Raw genomic sequence first — 20,748 nt, 5'->3', positions numbered from 1 at the left:
CCCTTAAACGAACCATAAAATTTTGAGCGAAAAGGCTGTTAAACGGCAGGCCGTCAAAGGCGGCACTACCTCAAAGCCTGCGTAATGAATGAAGCCGTTATGATAAGAACGTTGTGCAATAAGAGCTCAGCCGACCTTAACTCCGCTCTGTTTCTTCATAGTGACGCCTCATTAACTAATTTGAGATAGCGGGAGCCCGATATGTTTCTACCGCTCACCACGCAGACAACTTTACGCCCGCTCAGTTCTTTTGCATAACGGATGGCTGCCGCAACTGCGGGTACGCCTGAAGGCTCTACAACATGGCTGTGCAGATTAAGCATTAACAGCATCGCTGCTTTGATTTCAGCTTCTGAAACCAGAAGAACACGATCGACGCGATCGCGTATAAGTGGCCAGGTCATCGCTTCAGGCTCTATATAGCCACTTATGCCTTCGGCGATTGACGACGATATTTCCACTGGGATCGCCTCACCAGTTTCTTTCCAGCGCGCAAACGTCGGACTTGCTTCACTCTGCACTGCCCACACTTCGGCTGCGGGGTTTATGCCCTTGATGGCTGTTGCGATACCGGAGGCCAGCCCGCCGCCGCCAATGTTCACGAGAATAACGTCAGCGTCTGGCCAGTCTTCCATGATTTCCAGACCGACGGTGCCGCCTCCGGCAATCATCTGCTGATTATTATAGGCTGAGACGAACGTAGCGCCGGACTGTTGCGCTGCAACAATGGCTTCCTGCCTTGCATCTTCAATGTTGTCAAAAAACGTAACCTGCGCACCATAACTCTTCATCGCAGAAACCTTAATCGGGTCTGCTGAAAACGGTAAGAATATGGATACGGGTATGCCTGCCGCATGTCCCGCACAGGCAAGCCCTAAACCATGATTCCCTGCCGTCGGGGCGATGACGCCGGCACGTCGCTGGTCTGCATTAAGACTGGCAAGAACGTTTGCAGCACCTCTCAGCTTAAAGCTACCCGTATGCTGAAGATTTTCCATCTTAAGCCTGACCTCCGTCCCGACAAGAGCAGACAGCGGGTGCGAAAGCTCCAGCGGAGTTTTGCATACTGTTGATTTAATTCGCCCGGAAGCTGCATAAATATCTTTCAGCGTGACACTGTCTGTTAGCCTTTGTCTGTGGTTTGTCATAGTATGCCCCTAAAGTTATATAAGAAAATGACTATATAGGCGTTTGGCTATATGCACAACTCAAAGACATTAATGGCCGATATTTTTCGTGCCCTTGGTAATGAGCATCGGCTCGTGATTGTTGAATGGCTGTCCGATCCAGAGTCACATTTTCCGGTGCAACAGGACGGCGATCTGGTTAAGGATGGTGTGTGTGTCGGATTTATCACCGAAAAAATTGGTCTGAGTCAGCCCACCGTGACAGGCCATCTGCAAATTCTTGCTAAGGCTGGGATTGTGACATCGAAACGTATCAAGAACTGGGTGTTCTATAAACTTGATCGACAACGGATGGATGAAGCTACGGCAATGTTGTCTGGATATGGGAAGCAGGCGACTGATTCACCTGAACAGCCATAATTGATCAGTATGTGTATTTACAGGGCAGTAAATCCAGTGTGTGTGTATCTCGCTCCTGGCGTGACCGCATTTCAGATAAATTTATTCGGTCATCGTTATCTGTTGTCATCTTTTGCAAAACTGCCGTTTAACTTCAGAAACTACCCCGGCTGATGACCAGCCTGTAGGTCTGGGTCCACTTTTCATTCAAAGCGGACCTTATGACCTAACTTTCTGTACGATCCGTGCCTGAGGCGGCCATTAATTACATTCAGATGCGCTAAGAAACATTGAGCCGCTTATTTTCCTTCAGGATGATTCGGACATATTTGAGAACCGACTGCGCACGACACGCCTGGCGTTCTGCCGCAACCCGTCAACCAACCTGCCCCATTCAGGCAGGTGGAATGCTTTTATTAGAAGAGATTCACCAGGGTGCGCGCTCTCCATCCAAAAAGAATCCTGCGGTGATTGTCTGGCATGCTTCAGCAGCGAACCAGACGATCCCTCTGGCCGCCTGGGATACAGTTCGATAACCGGTATGTCCGTTAAAATCGGTGGCCGTATATCCCGGGTCAACTGCGTTTACGCTGATGCCATACTCAGACAGTGAATTGGCAAATGCCACCGTAACGCCATTTAATGCCGTTTTTGAACTGGTATAGCCCAGTGCCGCTACCTGAGAGTAGGGATGCGCTTTGTCAGATACCCATTCCAGCGATCCCAGCCCGCTGCTGACCATGATAATCCGGGGTTCCTCACCCAGTTTGAGCAGCGGCAGAAAAGCCTGCGTTACTCTGATGACGCCGAAAACGTTGGTGTTATACACCGTCATAATATCGCTGATGCTCTGCGACTCAGGCGCGATGGGCCAGGTTCCGGGAATACCCGCATTGTTGATCAGCACATCTAGTTTTCCATCTTCTGACTTTATCTGCCCGACGGCCGCATCAACACTTTTCTGGTCTGTCACGTCAATGATAGCCAGCCGCGCTTTAATGCCTTCCGACAGCAACCGGCTGTCGCCGTCTTTGAACACTGGCTGCAGCCCTGCTTTACGACGGGTGAACTGCTGCCTGTGCTTCCGGAGTGGTGGCCCGAATTTGAAGGTCCCTGGCTCTACTTTCCCAGCCGCTTTATGTCAGCACCTCTGCGCGCTTTTGTAGATTTTCTGAAAGAGGTACAGTCAATGCCTGAACCGCTCGATTGACTGCAGTAGCAGGCCCGCCAGTCGATATTGAGCTCGGCTAACAAGCGCACCTCTGTTTTGACGGGTTGTGGCAGGTTAAAACGCACTGGAGGCATGGGGCCGCGTTTCAGACCGCTTTTTGCCCGGAGCAGACCTTGAGAAATTTCAGCTTCTCTGACTAAAGTGGAGTACTAATTTTTATTTAAAACCACTCATTACGGGAACTGGAAAGATGGAAACTGATTGGCATAGCTCCTCACTAACACGTTCTACCATCATTGATAAAAATTACAAAAACACACAAAACGTTCGCCGTTTTATGGTCAAAGAGTGTGGGGAGAATTTCCGATTCAATCGTGAATTTATGATCTGGATAAGTAATGCTACCCCTAAGAATTTGGGTGATGTCGTAGATGAGTGGAAACGGCGATATAAACGTTAAAATATGGATGTCAGCCTCTCACTTATAGCGAACCTTGTGCGTTCTGGCACAGGTTAACACCTCGAATTTTATCTCGGCGACAAAGCTGTTTCGTAAGAAAGCTTAGTTTCTGTGGTACTCAACCCAGTTAAAATCAGGTTTTTTATGGAAAAAATAATTCTTGTCCCGTCTGGTCTTGGTCTCAACCCTCTTTATGAAGGGCACATACCGGGCACATTCCGTGCGCCAGCAGTTCTCATGCACCACGGACTCGATAAAATGTTTCCCTCTTGTAACTTTGTTACTGTTCCCTGCCCTGAATACAGTCCTGAATGTGAGCCAGGTACTGATATCCTGAACGGTCACAAGCTCAGACAACTTAATCTACGATTGGCTGATGAAGTAGAGGCGGCGCATCATCGCAACTTAAAGCCCGTTGTTATCGGAGGCGACTGCGCCATCCTGCCCGGAGCCTTGCTGGGCAGCAGGCGTCAGTTAGGGCAACTTGCACTTGTGCATATTGACGGCCACAGCGATTTCCGTCATCCCGGCAACTGGAAGCGAGAACCAGGAGCACGACCAGGCGCTGCGGCCGGAATGGATTTGGCACTCGTTACCGGTCGGGGAGAGCCATTACTGACTGCATGGCCCGGTATCGAAGGATCCCTGGTTCAGGATGACGCAGTGATTCAGCTGGGAGAGCGTGAGTCGCTCCTTGAAGATTATGAATGGCCTGACATTGTTGGCACTGATATCCGGCGTATAACTATTTTTGACGCGCTTAAGTTGCCTGATCATCATCTCATCAATGTGATATTCGAGCGGCTCAACCTTTTTCCTGAAATGCCCTACTGGATTCATCTTGACATGGATGTTTTGGACAGTTCTGAAATGTCTGCAGTTGATTGTCCCGGCAATCCCGGTTTGTCTTCTGAAACACTTGTAAATCTCTGTCGCGAACTTTTCAGAAATATGCGCTGCTGTGGCATCACAGTGACCATTTATGATCCTGATTTAGATCATGAAGGGACAGCAGCAAAGCTCATTTTGGACATGCTCAGAAGCATAACTAACAATACCTGACCCACTTACAATCAATGCGGTTACTACGTGCGCTCTTCGCTCATAGCGGTCATCCGCCCTTTTCAGCAGGCAGTTTTGTACCAGAAGCGGAACTTGCTTACATTGCTATGTCAGTTTGCTGGGAGCATGTCAGATAGGTTTTTATGACCTTTTCAGACAGGGTCGTATCAGGATTAATTTCTGATACTGACAGGCGTGGTTTTTTACATCATTGAACGTCAGACTCCATCAACCAGGGAGGATGAATCCTCTCTTTTTTATTACGTCAGCTGCACCCAGTGGCACGCCACCTGATGGCCGGGGCGCATTTCGCGCAGTTCTGGAATTTCTGTGCGGCAGCGTACTGTTGCCTGCGGGCAGCGGGAAGAGAAGCGACAGCCAGAGGGCGGGCGCGAAGGATCCGGGATTTCCCCCTGCACCACCGGCACGGATAAGCTTCCAGGAGCGAGCGTCGGCACCGCCGCCAGCAGCGCCTGGGTGTAGGGGTGAAGCGGCTGGCTGAACAGCGCATCGCGGCTGGCAGTTTCCACCAGTTTCCCCAGATACATAACTGCCACGTCATCACACAAATGCTCCACGACACCGAGATCGTGAGAGATGAACAGGAAGGTGACGCCATGGTCATCACGCAAATCGGAAAACAGGTTAATGATTTGCGCCTGAATAGAGACATCCAGCGCCGAGATGGGTTCGTCGGCAATAATAAAATCCGGGTTGAGAATCAGCGCTCTGGCGATGCCGATACGCTGGCGCTGGCCGCCGGAAAACTCATGGGGAAAGCGATTGTAATGCTGCGGCGCCAGTCCACAGATTTTCATTACCTCCAGCACTTTGTCGCGCAGTTCTTCTTTGCTGCACAGCGTGTGTTCCAGCATTGCTTCCCCAATTGCATCACCTATTCGAATGCGTGGATTCAGCGAGCTGTAAGGATCCTGAAATACCAACTGGATTTTCGGGCGCAGCGCGCGCATCTGTTTCGGCGTCAGATCCTGCAACTCCTGACCACGATACTTCACGCTACCTGCCGTTTTGTCATAAAGCCCCAGCAGCGTGCGTCCTACGGTGGTTTTACCGCTACCGGATTCGCCCACCAGACCAAAAATAGTGCCAGGTCGAATGTTAAAACTGACGCCGTCCACAGCGCGTAGCTGTCCTGTTTCCTGACCAAAAAGCCCGTCGCGTAGCGAGAAATGCTTTTTCAACTCGTCCACTTCAATAACATATTGCTGGCTCATGCGATCGGCTCCGCTAACTCACTGTGAATACATGCGGCTTGCCGCGTATGCCCGATCAGCGGCGGAATGACGGCGTGGCACTGCGCGGTTCTGCGTTCGCAGCGATCATAGAACGCGCAGTACGGCGGCAGTTCGGCCAGGTCAGGCACCTGTCCGGGAATGGAGTAGAGGCGGCGTCGGCGCTCGCCCGGAACAGGGCGCGATGCGATAAGCCCTTTGGTATAAGGGTGCAGTGGGTTGTGTAGCACATCGGCAGTCGGGCCTTGCTCAACGATGCGCCCGGCGTACATCACCACGACATGTTCCGCCATCTGCGCGATAACCCCCAAATCGTGAGTGATCAGCATCAGCGCCATCTGCTGCGCCCGCGCCTGGTCGCGCAGTAAGCGCAGGATTTGCGCCTGCACGGTGACATCCAGCGCCGTGGTTGGCTCGTCGGCAATCAGCAGCTTCGGCTGGCAGCTTAACGCCATGGCTATCATGATGCGCTGCAACATGCCGCCGGAAAGCTGATGCGGATAGCAACCCATCAGACTCTTCGCACGCCCGAGTCCGACATCGGTGATCAGTTGCGTGGCGTGCGTCCAGGCCGCTTTTGGTGTTTCGCCGCGATGACGTATCAGCGGTTCACAAAGCTGCTCGCCAATGGTCAGCACCGGATTGAGCGCTGTCATCGGCTCCTGAAAGATCATCGCTAATTGATTACCACGCAGATCGGCCATTTTCGACGGCTTCAGGGCAAGCAGATCGGTGCCCTGAAAGCGGATTTCTCCGCCGTCGATACGCGCAACCTGCGGCGGTAACAGTCCCATCAGCGACATGGCGGTAACGCTTTTGCCGCAGCCAGATTCACCAACAACGCCAATGGTTTGCCCTGCCTGAATGGTAAAGGAGACATCCTGTACAGCGCGCACACGCCCCTGCTCGCTGGCGAAGGAGATGGATAAGTTATTAAAGGTAATTAGCGGCTCGCTCATTTCAGGCTCCGTTTCATCTTCGGATCCAGCGCATCGCGCAGGCCATCGCCCAGCACATTAATGGCGATGACGGTCAGAAAAATGGCAATGCCCGGCGGCATCCACAGCCATGGGCGACGCTGAAAGTCGATCAGGCTGTTGGCCGCGTCCATCATATTGCCCCATGAGGGCGTTGGCGGTACGACGCCAAGGCCGAGGTAGCTAAGCGCGGATTCCATCAGGATGGCGTTGGCCACCGCCATGGTCGCCATCACCACCAGAATGGGTATGGTGTTCGGCAACAGATGACCGAACAGGCGGCGGCGCGAAGAGAGGCCCAGGACCTGCGTCGCCAGCATAAAATCACGTTCGCGCAGTGACAGGATTTGCCCGCGCACCAGCCGCGCCAGCTTCGGCCACTCCAGCAAGCTAAGCATCACTACTACCATGTAGATGCGCGAATCAGACGAAAAATCTAGCTCAGACAACATCGCTCCGGCAACAATCAGCAGCGGCAGGCTGGGGATCGTCATCACCAGATCCGCCATGCGCATAATCAGTTTGTCCGTCCAGCCGCCGGCATAGCCGGATACCGCACCCAGCAGGTAGCCCAGAGCCACCGAAAGTAGCATGGTCATCAGGCCAATAATCAGCGAGATACGACCGGCAAGCAGCAGGCGGGTATAAATATCGCGGCCAAGAAAATCGGTGCCCAGCCAGTGTTCTGCGCCAGGCGGTTTGTTGATCATCAGCGCATCGGTGGCGTCATCTTTCCACGGCGACCACACCGGGCCCAGCACGCACCAGATGGTCATGATTACCAGCAGAACCAGGCACAGCATCGACAGATGATTGTGGCGCAGCGCTTTCCACGCCTGGTGCCACGGAGAAGGTGTGGCCTGCGCCATCGCCGGAATTACCGCCTTGCGTAAGCGGCGATTCGTAGAGAAAAGGGAACCGAACATCACGACCTCACGCGAATGCGCGGGTCGGCCCACGCGTACAATATATCGGCAATCAGGTTGCCCACAATGGTTAATACCGCAAGAAACAGGGTGAACCCCATCAGCACCGGATAATCGCGGGCGGCCAGAGAATCAATATGAATATGCCCTGCGCCCGGCCAGTTAAACACCTTTTCGGTGATGATCGCGCCGGAAAACAACCCCGGCAGCTCAAAACCTAACAGGGTGATGATTGGCAGCAACGCATTGCGCAGCGCGTGTTTAAGGATCACTGTACGTTCGCGCAACCCTTTAGCACGCGCGGTGCGGATAAAATCCATCTTGACTACGTCAAGCATGCTGGCACGGAAATAGCGCGTCAGGCTGCCCGCCTGCAACATCACCAGCGCCATGACCGGTAACACCAGATGCGCCGCAACCTGCATCACCCACACCCAGCCGTTATCGTCGCTGCCGGTGTTGGTCATGCCGCCCACTGGCAACCAGTGCAGATCGACTGCGAACCACTTAATAAGCAACAGGCAGAGAAAGAAGGTTGGGAAAGACATGGCAGCAAACACCGACACGCTCACCAGATGATCGAACAGCGAATTGGGTTTCAGCGCCGAGGCAATGCCCACCGCAAGCCCGATGCTCCAGTAAAACACCAGCGCAACGCTTGCCAGCAGGAACGAGTTCCAGATGTACTGGTTAAGTAGCTGACTCACCGGAATTTGGTATTGCAGCGAGAACCCCAAATCGCCGCGCAGCAACTGGCCGAGCCAATGCAGATAGCGTGTAAGGATCGGTTGATCGAGTCCATAAATAGCTTTCAGTTCGGCGGCGCGGGCAGCGGTGAGGGTAATGTTACCGTCGATAAAGTCGCCTGGCGTTTTCGCGAAAAGCATAAAAATAATCAGTGATGCGAGCAGCAGCATTGGCAGGGTTTGCAGCAGTCGCCTGAGGATAAAATTTCGCATAGCTTTCTCATGACAACTGCCGGGAGACCCGGCAGTTGTTACTGTTATTTAATGATTTTCACATCCGGCAGGCTACCGGTCAGCCCGTTGTAGATATCTGGTTTAAAGCCGGTGACGCGGGCACTACTGGCCGATAAAATCTCGCGGTTACCCAGCAGAATCACCGGCGGATCGTCCGCCAGCACTTTATACAGCTGGTGATAAATCGGTTTGCGTTTTTCCACATCCAGCACCGCATTACCTTCGTTGATCAGCTTATCAACCTGCGGATTGTTATAGCCGGACTCTTTCGCCTCCGTGCTGTAGTAATCCCACACGCCATCATGTGGATCGTTGAGTGTGCTGGTGCTGAAAGAGGCCAGGTCATAGTTACCGGCTTTACGCTGTGCCATGAGGGCGTTGAAATCCACCACCTGCGGCTTCAACAGCACGCCAATCTGCTGCCAGTTCTCTTTGGCGATGGGGATCAGCGCATCATTCAGCACTTTCTTGCTCACCAGCAGCGTCAACTCCAGACGTTTACCGTCCTTCACGCGGATGCCATCAGGCCCCGGTTTCCAGCCCGCTTCATCAAGAAGTTTCTTCGCCTGTGCCGGGTCAAATTTGTATGGATTCACGCCATCTGTGTTATACGCCCATGAAATCGGGGCAATAGGTTCAATTGCCACTTTTCCATAGCCCTGATAAACCACATCAATCAACTTCTGGCGGTCGAGACCATAAATCAGCGCCTGTCGCACTTTCACGTCCTGCAACGCCGGGCGACGTACGTTGAATTCCACTTTGCTGTAGTCACTGGAGCCAAACAGGTTGATATTGGCGAAGCCCAGCATTTTCAGTTGTTCGATATCATCAGGGCGAGAAGTAAACGAGTCGTAATCGGTTTCGCCGGTCTGGAACAACTGGAAGTTAGTGGACGGGTTGGTTACGCGGTAGATAAAGCGCGGCGTCGGTGGTGTGCCACGGTAAAAATGGGTATTGGCGTGGAAACGAATCTCCTGGCCCGGAATATATTTGTCATAGACATACGGTCCGTTGCCTAGCGGTTTACCGTGCAACATGCGCAGATAGTCGAGATTGCCGCGCTGATACCCTTTCCCATAATACGCTTTCGACAACACCGGGCCGCCAATTTTCGCCAGCGTTGTCGCGCCAGGCTGCCCGGTGGTGACCTGTAATGTCAGCGGGTCGATCACTTTCAGGCCACTGACGCTATCAGCTTTTCCGGCTTTATACTCCGCGCCACCCACAATGTTGGCGAGGGTGATGTCAGTATCGCCATCATATTTCGGGTCATGCAGCACGGTCAGGGTAAACGCCACATCTTCGGCGGTGAGGGGCGAGCCGTCGCTGAAAGTCAGGTGTGGGCGCAGCTTAATGGTATAGACATTGTTATCCTGACTAACGCTCCAGCTTTCGGCCAGGCCTGGCACCAGCTTACCGTGGCTATCCCAGTCAATCAGACGTGAGAAAATCACGTTGGTGACGTTTTCGTCCCAGCCGTTAACAAAGAAATAAGGGTTAAAAATACCCTGCGGTTCAGAGATACCAGCCACCACAGTGTCTTTACGCAGCTTAGCCACTGCCGGAATCTGGCTGGCATCGGTGGCTGGTGTAATGCCCTCTTTTAAGGGTACATCGGCGAAAGAGGCTGAAGAGAAAGCCACCATACTGCTGAGTAACGCGATTTTAAGCGCCAGAGTAAAACGCGTGGGTTTTGTTTTTATGCTTTTCAGTAGGATGGACAAAATGGCTCCCTCATCAAATGTTTGTATGGAATTTACAAATCATGACGAAAGATAAAAGCCGCACCGCACCCTGTCTAACAACGAAACAATCTGGCTTATAGCAAATTATCATTAGTAGATTTATGAGAAAGCAATGCTTAATTTCATCTAAAGAAGATGAGACATTACGCGGGGCAGTCGAAGAGTTCTGATATCGTAAAGGGTTTGACAATCAATAATGTGAAAAACCACGGCACAGCGCGCCATTGTTTGTCGAACAGGCGCTTGCGCTTGTCAGGCGCGATATCAAATCCCGTGTATCCGACGCGGATCTTCGTCAGCATGGAATCAGCCCGGAGCGAGTGCGGCGATGGTTCCTGCAACATCACGGCATCACTTTTCAGGCCTTCCAGCGAATGCAGCGGGTCAATATTGCCCTTCAGGAGCTGAAAAGCGGACGTGCAGCAACTGACGTCGCGCTGGACAATGGCTACGAATCCCTGAGCGGCTTTGGTTACATCTACAAGCGGCTAACTGGCGCAGCTCCGACTCGAACCACTCAGGTAATAGTCATTCACCGGTTTACTACTGCGCTGGGACCTATGTTTGTATGTGCCACAGAGCAGGGAGTCTGCCTGCTGGAGTTTACCGATCGCCGGATGTTAGAAACTGAATTTCGCGACATTCAGCGTTTACTTAACGCCAGGATTGTCACAGGAGAAAACAGTCATACCCGGCAGACAGTAAAAGAAATCAGCGAATATTTTGCCGGAACACGTCGTCACTTTGATCTCTTACTGGACGCCCCGGGCAGTAATTTTCAAAAGTCCGTCTGGGATGCACTACGTACTGTTCCTTATGGGGAGACCTCACACTATCAGGATATTTCGCTGCGACTGAATAAAACTGACGCTGTACGAGCAGTTGCCGCTGCGAATGGTGCCAACCGGATTGCGATTGTGATTCCGTGCCACAGAATTATCGATAAAAATAGCCAAATGACCGGATATGGTGGAGTCATATCGCGTAAAGAGTGGCTTATCGAACATGAAAGAAATCAGAGTTAAGTGAGTCAATACAGAATGCTTGCTGTATGAAACAGTCTTTTTCCGATCCTGTTACTTTTTACATGCAGTTTTAAGGTATTTGAAATCCCCACGTCCGCTTTTCGCTCACAGCGGCCGCTCATTTTTGTGACCAGTGATGATGCCGACACCAGTCGGCTTCATGGGCTGATCTAACCGCTACTACCTCACCCCGTGGCCCTTGCGCTTCCGGACTATCAGCCGGCTCTTCCTGTTGGCCAGCAGCCCGAATGGCAACCAGTCGACAGTAATTGCAAAAATGCAACTCACCTGAAAACCCGTTTGAATCGAACCTCTCCACTCATTTGCATTTTTCAACCCTCCGGCGTCATTGTCCCCCTCCTTCAGCTATGCCTCCGCTGAAATATCGTATCAAGCATGAAGGTCACCAAAAAATTAACCTAACAAGTGTTAGACAGGTGTTGACGTGTGTTGATTTGCCCGCTAATGTTTGCCTACCTAACGTTAGTTAGATACCTCAATCATCAACCTGTAGGATCGACCATGACTGCTAAACTTCAGCTTTTTACATCACCTTCGGCCTTTCCTAATCCACAGCGCCTGCGGCTTTTCATGCACGAAAAGGGCATCGCTGACCAGTTTGCCGAGACCATCTATGACATGTCTCCTGGAGGAGAGCAGCGTGGCTGGCGACATCTGAATATGAATCCGTGGGGCGAAACGCCTACCCTTGAACTGGCTGACGGGAGTTATATTTCTGAAACGGCTGCCATCGTTCGCTATCTTGATCAGGAGTATCCGGGCCGCAAGATTATGGGAGAAACAGCACTGGAACAGGGGCTGGATAATATGTGGGATAACCGGGTGTGGGTGCATATCCTGTACCGCATCGTTACAGCGTTCCACGTGTTGCACACCGGCCTCGGCTTCAGGCTGGAATTGACCAAAAATGAGGCCTGGGGAGAACACTGCCGTAAAGAAGCTTTGGCTCACGCCGCGCTGGTTAATCGCCATCTGTCAGACGGCCGCGAATGGCTGCTCGGCGGCGATGCCCCGACCTTCTCGGATATTACTCTGGCAACCGCGATCGCCTTCTCGAAATTCCCGGTCAATGCCACTCCACTGGACGAGCGTTTTGAGTTCTTAGATGCGTACTGGCAGCGCTGGACAAAACGTCCTGCCTTCCAGGCGGCCTACGCCGATCGCAACAGCGGCATTCCTGAGCTGGATTCGCCAGCCCGGTAATAGCGCCACTCGATGTAAACTCCGGTACGCCGGGTTCGTTATCTACTGACTTTCCCGGTGACCAGAGTGCTTATGATAGCGTCGGCTGTCGATGTTACTTGCTAAACCATGATGCAATGACGTCTGCCTGAGCACCCTGGATGCATTGAACTTACTGTTTTCCATGGCAATCACCCTGTCACCCGGTAAGCGTTTGCTGTAAATTAGCGTTCTCTATTTAAGAGATCATCCCAATACCAAAGGCATCAAGATGAGCGTCAACACCAGGGAAGCCATTTTGCAGGCGGCCAGGAAAATTGCCCAATCTCAGGGCTATAACGGTTTGAATTTCCGCGACCTCGCGCAGGATGTGGGTATCAAAGCGGCGAGTATTTACTACTATTTTCCAGGCAAAGCCGAGTTGGGTATTGCCGTTGCCAGACGATACTGGGAGGACGGTGCGCTCGCACTCGAGATGATCGAATCAGAAAGCCCATCACCCATTGACGCGCTGCGTCGCTTTCCTGAAATCTTCCGAAGATCACTTGAGGCCGAAAATCGTCTCTGCCTGGGCAGTTTCATGGGCGCTGAAAAAGATACCTTACCTCCTGAAATGAATGCAGAAATACAGAAGTTTGCTGATGTGAACATTGCATGGCTGAACAGACTGCTGGTGGCTGCGAAGGTGTGCGATTCAGGTGAGAGTGAATCCAGAGCACGTGCAATTTTCACGGCCATTGCCGGTGCCCAGCTTATCGCCAGAAGTCGCTCAGATATCTCGCTTTTTGATTCACTGGTGGATTCATACAGCGCCTTCGGACCTCTGCCAGAATAGCAACTGCCCGCAATCCGATTCAGCGAATGGGCGATTTTCTGCACGCGCGCCCAATGCGGCGCGGCGTCCGGTAGCGTATGCGCTTTTCCACTCAGGAACTCACCCCTTTGAATCAATGCGCGACGGGCCAGGGTAAAAGTATTACGCCGTGTCTCATCATCACCTGCAATAAAGGAGTGAAACCTTGGTTCAGGAAAGCGTTTATTTCAGCGGTTCAGGTAGCTAAAAATCCACAATTTGCTGTCCGACTGCGGTTTCTTTAGCGGCTTCTGGCCAATAGTCGTGGCAATAAGCTTATCATCAACCGTAAGCTTCCCCTGCTCAGTCACCTGATAATCATTACGCTTCTTACCTTTCAGCAATGCGGGTGATGCGGTAACCCTGAGAGTACAGCAGTAAAGCCTGCCTGCGGGGATCGCGTTCGTCGGGGGCGGATGTCATGTTCACGCAGCCCAAATACGGCCTTGATACTATTTGATCATAAGAATGCGGCAGATTGCGCAGAGTTCCCCCCTCGCCTTTGATTTACGCTGTTATATCCAGGAAAAGATGTTTACATTTGTTCAGCAAAATTATCGGCCGCTCAGCAGAGCGTCACTGACCGACACGCGGATTGATCGCAGGGAAGAACAGCCGTTAACTTCATCATCAAAGTCATACCGCAAACAGAGGCAGGGAAAGAATGAGGGAGCTTGCACCCGATGGCATCACCGGGATGCCGTCACGGACGGCAGAGTATCTTTGTCGCCAGATCGCACGCCTGCTGAAAGGAGGAAGCCTGACCCCGGAGACCTGCCAGCGTATCTTTGCTTTCTGTGGAATCAGACCGTCAGATGCTCAGTGGCGTCAGTTTCTTATCCCGGTTCTTTCCTGTCTGGGATTACTGTCTCTGGTTGCCGGAGCGGTGTTCTTTATTGCCTGGAACTGGGCCTGGCTGCCGAAAATGGCGAAATTTGCCCTGGCCGAGCTGTTAATCGTCGCGCTAGCGGTGATTGTCTGGTGGCGCTGGTACAGCACGCTGGCACGCAACGCATTACTGGCGACAGGGCTAAGCTTCGGTGCCCTTTTTGCGCTGTATGGACAGATTTATCAGACCGGTGCTGACAGCTGGGAGCTATTCCGGGCCTGGTTATACGTTCTTCTGCCGCTGGCGCTGATTGCCCGGCAAAACAGCCTGTGGTTTTGCAGCTGGCTGGTCGCTAACCTGGCGTTCCAGCTCTATTACAACACCCTGCCGTCGTCACTGCTGGATCTCGCCGCGTCTGACAGTTTAGCCAGGCTCCCGACCACTGTGCTCTACGCATATCTGGCGTTGCTGGCAGCCTGCCTGATTGTCAGGGAAGCGCTGGCGTGGCGCGCGATAACGCATCAGCCCGAGAGCTGGCTGGCAAGCCGCTGGTTCTCGCGAATCATGGTGGGATTTTTACTGCTTCAGCTGACCGCCATTGTGGCCGGGAACCTCTCTGACTGGGCCGGCGGTGACCACCTTCCTTATATCACGGGCGGTTGGGTGATCACCCTGCTGGCAGGTTATTACCTGTACCGTTACCGCTATCCGGATCTCTGCATGCTGACGCTGGGCATCGCCAGCCTGACCATTGTTGGCTGTGCGCTAATTATGCAGTTATTTCTTTTAGCCTACGATACGGGTGATCTGTTTTTAACCGGCATCCTGATGGCATTCTGGGTGGCGGTAAATGGTTCAATTCTGCTGAAATGGCAACGCAAACTGGTTGAAAAGGGGCCAATCGATCTGGCTCCGGCCAGGCTGACCTTACTGACAGACACTTTGCGTCAGCAGGGTTTGCTGAGCGCCTCGCAGGTTGAGGAAATTAAGCAGCGCGGTCACGCATCCGACCTGCCCTGGTATCTGAGGCTGGCGCTAAGCGTCGGAGGCTGGGTGGCAGCGATCATCATTCTGTTACTGATGATACTGATGCTCTATGCCACTGATCTGCTGGAAGACCCGAATGCTGCCACCCTTATTATTCCTTCGCTGCTGCTTGCCGCCATTGCACGTGGCCTGTTAAGCAGTCAGCGTGACGGTAAACATCACCTCGGGCTGGCATGGGCGATTGCGGCAACGTGCGGGCTGATAACCGGTGTTCTGCTGCAAATTCAGAGCAATGACGTCAGCTTTATTATGCTGAGTTCACTGACTGCCTTGCCGATCCTGGCCGCAATGGCGATGGCGATGCCCGACCGCACTTATCGGTTTATGGCCATCACTGCCCTGACCTTTTTCCTGGTGCTAGCGGGCTACTCTCTGGCCCGGATCTGCCTGTCTCCGATGGCTGCGCGACTTGCTGTGTCCGTACTGGTGGCGGCGGTTATATTTTTGTGGATGTGGACTGTCAGTCATCAGTTGAGGTTACAGGCAGGGCCGTATGCTGACGCGGTACATTCTCTGCTGTATGGCATCCCGTGTGGTCTGATGTTGCTGAGTTTCCTTGGGATAAACGCGGCTTATCTCACGGATTTCCTCTGGTCAGCATCGCAATTTTCCACGCTTCAGTCTGGGACCGGCACAGGGATCGCGGCTGGCTTAGTGCTGAGTGCGCTCAGTCAGAAAAGGCACAGAAGACAGCCGCTGTTTTCGATTATCACGCTGCCCGCTGCACTTATCTGCGGGGCTGCCGCCCTCTATGCACCGGGTATAGGGCTGGGATTGTGGTTAATTCTGATGGCACGTTATCAGGGAAGTCTGGGGTTGCTGGTGATGAGTGGCGGTTTCATGGTGCTGTATGTCATTGGCTGGTATTACTTCCTGGAGGTAATTCTGCTGCAGAAATCCCTGCTGCTGCTGGTCAGCGGTCTGGTTTTACTGGGGCTGGCATGGGGAGTCAAAAAAGTATTACCTGCACAAATCGGAGGTGCCAGTGAAAATGCATAAACAGAGCCGATGGCTGGCTGGCGCTGTGATAGCGCTGGCGCTGATAGCCGTCAATGTCAGTATCTGGCAAAAAGAGCAGTTGCTGAAGCAAGGCGCGGTCATGATTTTACCTCTTGCCCCGGTTGACCCGCGATCCCTGATGCAGGGTGATTACATGGCGCTGAATTATGCCCTCACCCGCCCACTGGAACTGACGTTGTATCAACAGGCTGAGTCCTGTGGCGCGACCCTGTCAGCGTCATGCCTGCCCACCAGCGGAACCCTGATTGTTGATCTCGATGCGCAGCGTCATGCGACTCAGGCCCGTTTTGATCAGGGTGAACCTCTGCAGCCGAATCAGCTACGGGTAAAATACCATCAACATTATGGCTCGCTGACCGTCGGTACTAACGCTTATTTCTTTCAGGAAGGTCATGCCGACAGATTCGCCCAGGCGCGTTACGGGGCATTTCGGGTGGGAAGCGATGGAACGGCTCTCCTGACGGATCTGCTTGATGAGCAGGGTAAAGCGATTCAGCCTTAAGGATGCGAGACGCTCACTGGCCTGGCGCTAAATACCCTGACAGGCGGCCTTAATGTCCTTATTGCCGGATGCCCGTCACAGGTCAGCAAAAGGATGCTGTGCCGGAAGCCTGTTTTGCGATCAAGCCCGTGCCGAAAATTTAAGCGAGTAAGCTGCATCAATATAGCTGCTCAGACATAGAGAAAATTATGCCGAACATTATTGACGACAACTGGATTAGGATATCTGTGATATCAGCAATATTTAGTAGTGTCGTGGGTTCATTACTGGTTTTAACCTATCTTTCCTTGGGAAAAAGCAGTACACCCGTAATGGGTTTAATTTTTACTTATTTTTTCATCGTTATGGTGAGTATTATTGGCACCACGATGGGCTCAATGATAATCGGCATGCCATTAGCGATGATTTCAAAGCGATTTTATCCTGACGCTGCCCTGAAGGGGAGCTTTTTTATCGTGTGCTCTGCGCTCTTCATGTGGCTGGTTGTACTGGCATGGCCTGTTATCAGGATATGTGAAACGCCTTATTCGGATATTTTGCTTTTAAGCCCCTATGCCTTCTGTTCAGCTGCCGCACTTGCTTATCTGGTTTACTGGGATTGATGCGTATCATATCAATCAGGATCGGGGCAGCAGGACCGTTAATGAAAAGAACTAATGGTATCATTTTTCAGCCAGACATATAGAAACAGGTTAGTCCAGGGTGTCGGAATTCGGATGTTTTCCACCCCCCCTGAGAGCAGTTTCAATTACAGACTCACCTGGATGTTAATTAGATAATGTTTACGTGACAGCACGTGATCACATTTTGCCTGCCAGATAATCATGGATTCTGCTCGAAATACTGTTTATCCATCTCGACAAGTTTCTTTTGTAATCCTGTCTCACCTTCAACCACTTCGTAAAATTTACTGTAAGTATACAGATAAATACGCTCGGATGACGCAAACATAAACATGTCTGGTGAAGCCATATTTGAGAAGCGACTGATCACTTCAGGCTGTAAAAAGATGACATCATTCCCAACCTGAGGAGTATTTTGCCACTGAATAAAGATAGCGCTTTTCTATTTACCCCATTTACATCGGCTTTTCCGTTAAAAAACCCCAGAAGATAATAGTATAAATTAAACCTATAGTATCTTCCGTGCCACAGATGCAAAGAGCGTACTCATAATTACTTTTACTCGTCCAGTAAATTACCACCCTATCAACTTGCATTGACTGAATTCAGTCCTTGGTACAATGAGCGCCATATGGTTTTCTGCCATGCACTGTTTAAAAACCTGCTCTTTGTAACGGCCCGCCTGCAAACCCAGCATGGTGCTGGACCGTTCCGCTGCGTTATTTTCAATGTAAGAGCCACAATTTTCTTTGAACTCCTGAGGATTATCGCTATAAGACATCGACCATTTCAGCTGAGCTTTAACTGAATCATCTGATTGATTCTGGGGGACGGCTTTTGCTGGTTTCAAGCCAGAATAGAGTGGATTGCCCAGTAATCTCTGTGCAAAGCGTTGATTTTCTGCAGTTAAACGTCCGGATTTACACATCTGCAGATAGATCTGCGAAAGGCGTTGCTCCTCAGCATCGGCAGCATGGGTGCATTCCTCCAGGACTTGTTCATTAGTCTTAGCCGGATTTTTTTCAGTAGATCTCCAGTAACTATTTTTCAAGTCCGGAATCGTGCCTTCAGTGGTGCCAAAAGGGCAAAGTGCACTGGCGCAACCCAGTAAAAACATGGGCACACACGTCAACGTCAGAACACGTAACAGGGAAAACGCTTTAAGACTGCTTTTGTTCATTTTATTTTCACTTTAGTAAGCTGCGGACATGGGGTCTGAGCAATGTCATTATTTTTAATGTTCCGCTTTTCGCTCATAGCGGACCTACCGAAACGCAGGTCAGGTTTGTGCCTGAAGCAGGCGTTGCAAATACTCAGTTAAGTTAACACCTGGCGCGCAGTCCTTACCTTAAGACAAGCCATAGCGGTGTTCATAATTCGTCAGCAGGATGAAGGAAGGTCAGAACGATCTCCTCGCGTCGTTGGGTGCGAAATTACAATAAATTCTACAGGAAACTCAGTGTCGTTTCTGGCTTGATGCTTTGACCCCGGTGGAATTTCTAGCCCCTGCAGGGCTTTAATATTATGCATCTTACCCTCCAGTTCCATTGAAAGAACACCATCGAGAACAAAGAAAAATTGTCTGGAAACGGAGTGAAAGTGTCGCTTTTCAGAAGTGCCGGCAGGCATTTTCTCATGAATAACCAGCATATCCTGACGGTTTACCAGATACCAACCATCGCAATTTTCGCCCCAGAAATAATGCTCTGCATTTTCCTTTGAAATCATCATCCTTCTCCTGTTTACACGCGCCCATCTATCAACATATTAAGAAAGTGATACCGAGATATAGTATCGATTCTCAACAGGTTATGCTTTTGATTATTTACCTAAAGATCTGAACTGCATCATTCAACATATCTGGTAGTTATCAATGTATTGGGTTAGCAGAATTTTATCTGGCCATAATGTCCGCTTTTCGCTCATAGCGGAAATTAGCCTGACGTCAGTCTTCCCTATACCGGCAGCGTAGGTTCGCACGCCATTAGAGAATAGCTACGCTGGGCACTCGTATGCGCTTCACTGGCAATCTTAATTGCGGAAAATGGCCAGGGAAGAAAATCCGCCCCGGCCATCTGATTTAAGCCAGTTGTAAGTGAAGATTATGTTGCATCAGGATATCAGCCAGCGAACCTTCATGGCTGGCAGAGGCATTGTGATACAGGTCGTACTGCTGACCGTTACTAATACGCTGCCCATCCTCGCTCCAGACGCCGCCTTCAATGTTACTTAGCGTAACCACATTGCCGTCCGCGTCTTTTATCATCGGCGCCTCACTCGCATTGTCGTTCATTGGCAACGGCTCTTTTTGCCCCAGATTGACGCTATTACTGCTGAAAGCGCCCAGATTAATGACCTCAGCGTTGCCTGATCTCAGCCCAAGCGTGGCAAAATCAAACGCCTCATGCGCACCATTCAGCTGAAACGAATCGTCATCGGCAGCACCGTTCAGGCTGGTGTGCAGATTTGAATATAAAAGCGAGAGCGTTTCAATGTTTACTGTTTCAGAGAGATGGAGATTGTCAGCCATATCAGGATGAAGAGACGCGTGCTCCAGTGTGATAGCACTATGGCTTTCCGAATTGCTGCCATCTTCTGTGTTGCTGCTGATCACAGTTGAGGCATTGATCAGGTTGTCCTGCGCTGCGGTTGCAATACTCAGCTTCGGTTGCGGCTCGGCCATATAAAGCTCGACGTTTTGCGAAACGTGGTTAACGTTTCCGGCAGCATCACGAATAGTTGCGGTTATCCTGTGCTCGCCCGGTTCAGGCGTGAGTGCGTCCAGCGTTTCAAGCTGCACGGCCCACGTGCCTTTGCTGGTCACACTGGTTTGCCACTGGTGGTCGCCAGGCCTGACAGTAACAATATCACCGGCTTCACCCGTACCTGATACATGCTGATCATGGCTGGAGGCAAGGTTGATTTGCTGCCCCTCTGTGAGGTGAGTAAAAGCGATTTTGGGTGCGCAGACATCCACCTGATAGCTGGTCGTTATCGTAGCCGTATGGCCAGCCGCGTCGCTAGCAGTCACGACAATGTCATGCTGCCCCTTGCCGAAACCTGTTTTCATCGTCCCCGGCGCCAGTGGCAGGCTCCAGTGACCATCGTCGCTTACTGCCGCATTGTGATGTTTACCACCAATAATCACCGATACCGTCTGACCGCTGCCGGTGACGCCCGTTGTGCCGGTCAGCATCGAGCCCTCTTTTTTCTCCGCACGGTTCAGCCAGCCGTCACCAAATGGCGTATCAATTTCAGGTGCAGGCTGACCTGGAATATCGACCACTGGCGTAGTATTGCTTCCATCGGTGGGATTATCGGGGGTGACCGGTGGCAACGGATCGCCGCTGTTATCACTGACCGGAGAAGTCAGATCCGCTGTGACGTAACCACTCTGTTCAAACCAGTTTCCGGCGCCATCCAGCACGCCAAACGACAGGAAGTTGCCGCCCTGGGAAAGCTCCGACGCGCTGATTTCCGCGCGCCAGCTGCCATCTGCCTCTACCACGGCATAATTCCAGTGGAAGGTATCAGAAACCTGCA

Annotated in this window: 18 protein-coding genes and 2 pseudogenes; 9 read left to right on the top strand and 11 right to left on the bottom strand. The window is 51.7% G+C overall.

Annotation, left to right across the window (positions count from 1 at the left end; genetic code table 11):
* Positions 1-155: 155 nt before the first annotated feature.
* Entirely contained in the window at positions 156-1,148 is a 993-nt protein-coding gene (locus LC417_RS11230; protein WP_223565842.1) for a threonine/serine dehydratase, read from the bottom strand.
* 51 nt (positions 1,149-1,199) lie between these two features.
* Between LC417_RS11230 and LC417_RS11225 the strand changes: the two genes are divergently transcribed.
* Positions 1,200-1,547, top strand: a complete 348-nt coding sequence (locus tag LC417_RS11225; RefSeq protein ID WP_022624627.1) for a helix-turn-helix transcriptional regulator — start codon at positions 1,200-1,202, stop codon at positions 1,545-1,547.
* A 406-nt stretch (positions 1,548-1,953) separates the two neighbouring features.
* Here LC417_RS11225 and LC417_RS11220 read toward each other — a convergent pair whose 3' ends face one another.
* Positions 1,954-2,565 carry an SDR family NAD(P)-dependent oxidoreductase gene (locus tag LC417_RS11220; protein WP_223565841.1) on the bottom strand — a complete coding sequence of 204 codons (612 nt, stop codon included), beginning with the start codon at positions 2,563-2,565 and terminating at the stop codon, positions 1,954-1,956.
* Between the two features lie 382 nt (positions 2,566-2,947).
* Here LC417_RS11220 and LC417_RS11215 point away from each other — a divergent pair, with 382 nt between their 5' ends.
* Positions 2,948-3,157 carry a DUF6434 domain-containing protein gene (locus LC417_RS11215; protein WP_072014623.1) on the top strand — a complete coding sequence of 70 codons (210 nt, stop codon included), beginning with the start codon at positions 2,948-2,950 and terminating at the stop codon, positions 3,155-3,157.
* Between the two features lie 144 nt (positions 3,158-3,301).
* On the top strand, positions 3,302-4,219 hold the full coding sequence (locus LC417_RS11210) for an arginase family protein (protein ID WP_033760953.1): 918 nt from the start codon (positions 3,302-3,304) through the stop codon (positions 4,217-4,219).
* A 260-nt stretch (positions 4,220-4,479) separates the two neighbouring features.
* Here the strand turns inward: LC417_RS11210 and LC417_RS11205 are convergent, their stop codons facing one another.
* The 5 genes from LC417_RS11205 to LC417_RS11185 are packed head-to-tail and all read right to left on the bottom strand — an operon-like array spanning position 4,480 to position 10,004.
* Complete coding sequence (locus tag LC417_RS11205; protein ID WP_033773706.1) at positions 4,480-5,454, bottom strand: ABC transporter ATP-binding protein; 975 nt, start codon at positions 5,452-5,454, stop codon at positions 4,480-4,482.
* Positions 5,451-6,431, bottom strand: coding sequence for an ABC transporter ATP-binding protein (locus LC417_RS11200; RefSeq protein WP_033786790.1), 981 nt, complete (start codon positions 6,429-6,431; stop codon positions 5,451-5,453). Before LC417_RS11200 ends, LC417_RS11205 begins: the two co-directional genes overlap by 4 nt.
* A complete protein-coding gene (gene opp4C / locus LC417_RS11195) occupies positions 6,428-7,375 on the bottom strand; it encodes an oligopeptide ABC transporter permease (protein ID WP_033780026.1) in 948 nt (315 codons plus the stop codon). Before opp4C ends, LC417_RS11200 begins: the two co-directional genes overlap by 4 nt.
* Positions 7,375-8,334, bottom strand: coding sequence for an ABC transporter permease (locus tag LC417_RS11190; RefSeq protein WP_033760938.1), 960 nt, complete (start codon positions 8,332-8,334; stop codon positions 7,375-7,377). The genes opp4C and LC417_RS11190 overlap by 1 nt, the downstream gene beginning before the upstream one ends.
* Before the next feature lie 44 nt (positions 8,335-8,378).
* The gene (locus LC417_RS11185; RefSeq protein ID WP_371315799.1) at positions 8,379-10,004 is read right to left on the bottom strand and encodes an ABC transporter substrate-binding protein; all 1,626 of its coding nucleotides are present in this window, start codon (positions 10,002-10,004) and stop codon (positions 8,379-8,381) included.
* A gap of 311 nt (positions 10,005-10,315) precedes the next feature.
* On the opposite strand from LC417_RS11185, the pseudogene LC417_RS11180 reads away from it, so the two are divergent.
* From LC417_RS11180 to LC417_RS11170, 3 genes and pseudogenes are all read left to right on the top strand, one after another.
* Positions 10,316-11,128 (top strand): annotated as a pseudogene (locus tag LC417_RS11180) (bifunctional transcriptional activator/DNA repair enzyme AdaA); the annotation flags it as partial.
* Positions 11,129-11,650: 522 nt separating this feature from the next.
* Positions 11,651-12,352 carry a glutathione S-transferase family protein gene (locus LC417_RS11175; protein WP_031292479.1) on the top strand — a complete coding sequence of 234 codons (702 nt, stop codon included), beginning with the start codon at positions 11,651-11,653 and terminating at the stop codon, positions 12,350-12,352.
* Between the two features lie 250 nt (positions 12,353-12,602).
* Positions 12,603-13,166: a TetR/AcrR family transcriptional regulator gene (locus tag LC417_RS11170; RefSeq protein ID WP_045139943.1), complete on the top strand. Its 564-nt coding sequence runs from the start codon at positions 12,603-12,605 to the stop codon at positions 13,164-13,166.
* 348 nt (positions 13,167-13,514) lie between these two features.
* Here the strand turns inward: LC417_RS11170 and LC417_RS11165 are convergent, their stop codons facing one another.
* Positions 13,515-13,607: a hypothetical protein gene (locus tag LC417_RS11165; protein WP_072044066.1), complete on the bottom strand. Its 93-nt coding sequence runs from the start codon at positions 13,605-13,607 to the stop codon at positions 13,515-13,517.
* A gap of 241 nt (positions 13,608-13,848) precedes the next feature.
* Here LC417_RS11165 and LC417_RS11160 point away from each other — a divergent pair, with 241 nt between their 5' ends.
* The 3 genes from LC417_RS11160 (at position 13,849) to LC417_RS11150 (ending at position 17,184) form a co-directional block, all read left to right on the top strand.
* On the top strand, positions 13,849-16,059 hold the full coding sequence (locus LC417_RS11160) for a DUF4401 domain-containing protein (protein WP_223565840.1): 2,211 nt from the start codon (positions 13,849-13,851) through the stop codon (positions 16,057-16,059).
* The gene (locus LC417_RS11155) at positions 16,052-16,582 is read left to right on the top strand and encodes a GDYXXLXY domain-containing protein (RefSeq protein WP_033768695.1); all 531 of its coding nucleotides are present in this window, start codon (positions 16,052-16,054) and stop codon (positions 16,580-16,582) included. The genes LC417_RS11160 and LC417_RS11155 overlap by 8 nt, the downstream gene beginning before the upstream one ends.
* Positions 16,583-16,770: 188 nt before the next feature.
* Positions 16,771-17,184, top strand: a complete 414-nt coding sequence (locus LC417_RS11150; RefSeq protein ID WP_060678909.1) for a hypothetical protein — start codon at positions 16,771-16,773, stop codon at positions 17,182-17,184.
* A gap of 595 nt (positions 17,185-17,779) precedes the next feature.
* On the opposite strand, the gene LC417_RS11145 is transcribed toward LC417_RS11150, so the two are convergent.
* The 3 genes and pseudogenes from LC417_RS11145 to LC417_RS11135 all read right to left on the bottom strand — a co-directional run.
* Complete coding sequence (locus tag LC417_RS11145) at positions 17,780-18,385, bottom strand: hypothetical protein (RefSeq protein WP_223565839.1); 606 nt, start codon at positions 18,383-18,385, stop codon at positions 17,780-17,782.
* 200 nt (positions 18,386-18,585) lie between these two features.
* Positions 18,586-18,933, bottom strand: coding sequence for a cupin domain-containing protein (locus LC417_RS11140; protein WP_223566034.1), 348 nt, complete (start codon positions 18,931-18,933; stop codon positions 18,586-18,588).
* A 352-nt stretch (positions 18,934-19,285) separates the two neighbouring features.
* Positions 19,286-20,748, bottom strand: a pseudogene (locus tag LC417_RS11135) (hypothetical protein); the annotation flags it as partial.

The organism is Pantoea sp. OVA07A (genome assembly GCF_019969975.1).
Taxonomy (GTDB): Bacteria; Pseudomonadota; Gammaproteobacteria; order Enterobacterales; family Enterobacteriaceae; genus Pantoea; species Pantoea agglomerans.
This window is presented reverse-complemented; position numbering and strand designations above follow the sequence as displayed.

What these genes read in the sequence shown, in the direction of transcription:
- LC417_RS11150 (WP_060678909.1), top strand. Translation starts at nt 16,771, where the DNA reads ATGCCGAACATTATTGACGACAACTGGATTAGGATATCTGTGATATCA.
- LC417_RS11210 (WP_033760953.1), top strand. Translation starts at nt 3,302, where the DNA reads ATGGAAAAAATAATTCTTGTCCCGTCTGGTCTTGGTCTCAACCCTCTT.
- LC417_RS11230 (WP_223565842.1), bottom strand. Translation starts at nt 1,148, where the DNA reads ATGACAAACCACAGACAAAGGCTAACAGACAGTGTCACGCTGAAAGAT.
- opp4C (WP_033780026.1), bottom strand. Translation starts at nt 7,375, where the DNA reads ATGTTCGGTTCCCTTTTCTCTACGAATCGCCGCTTACGCAAGGCGGTA.
- LC417_RS11160 (WP_223565840.1), top strand. Translation starts at nt 13,849, where the DNA reads ATGAGGGAGCTTGCACCCGATGGCATCACCGGGATGCCGTCACGGACG.
- LC417_RS11165 (WP_072044066.1), bottom strand. Translation starts at nt 13,607, where the DNA reads ATGACATCCGCCCCCGACGAACGCGATCCCCGCAGGCAGGCTTTACTG.
- LC417_RS11140 (WP_223566034.1), bottom strand. Translation starts at nt 18,933, where the DNA reads ATGATTTCAAAGGAAAATGCAGAGCATTATTTCTGGGGCGAAAATTGC.
- LC417_RS11215 (WP_072014623.1), top strand. Translation starts at nt 2,948, where the DNA reads ATGGAAACTGATTGGCATAGCTCCTCACTAACACGTTCTACCATCATT.
- LC417_RS11185 (WP_371315799.1), bottom strand. Translation starts at nt 10,004, where the DNA reads ATGGTGGCTTTCTCTTCAGCCTCTTTCGCCGATGTACCCTTAAAAGAG.
- LC417_RS11145 (WP_223565839.1), bottom strand. Translation starts at nt 18,385, where the DNA reads ATGAACAAAAGCAGTCTTAAAGCGTTTTCCCTGTTACGTGTTCTGACG.
- LC417_RS11175 (WP_031292479.1), top strand. Translation starts at nt 11,651, where the DNA reads ATGACTGCTAAACTTCAGCTTTTTACATCACCTTCGGCCTTTCCTAAT.
- LC417_RS11225 (WP_022624627.1), top strand. Translation starts at nt 1,200, where the DNA reads ATGCACAACTCAAAGACATTAATGGCCGATATTTTTCGTGCCCTTGGT.
- LC417_RS11205 (WP_033773706.1), bottom strand. Translation starts at nt 5,454, where the DNA reads ATGAGCCAGCAATATGTTATTGAAGTGGACGAGTTGAAAAAGCATTTC.
- LC417_RS11200 (WP_033786790.1), bottom strand. Translation starts at nt 6,431, where the DNA reads ATGAGCGAGCCGCTAATTACCTTTAATAACTTATCCATCTCCTTCGCC.
- LC417_RS11170 (WP_045139943.1), top strand. Translation starts at nt 12,603, where the DNA reads ATGAGCGTCAACACCAGGGAAGCCATTTTGCAGGCGGCCAGGAAAATT.
- LC417_RS11190 (WP_033760938.1), bottom strand. Translation starts at nt 8,334, where the DNA reads ATGCGAAATTTTATCCTCAGGCGACTGCTGCAAACCCTGCCAATGCTG.
- LC417_RS11155 (WP_033768695.1), top strand. Translation starts at nt 16,052, where the DNA reads ATGCATAAACAGAGCCGATGGCTGGCTGGCGCTGTGATAGCGCTGGCG.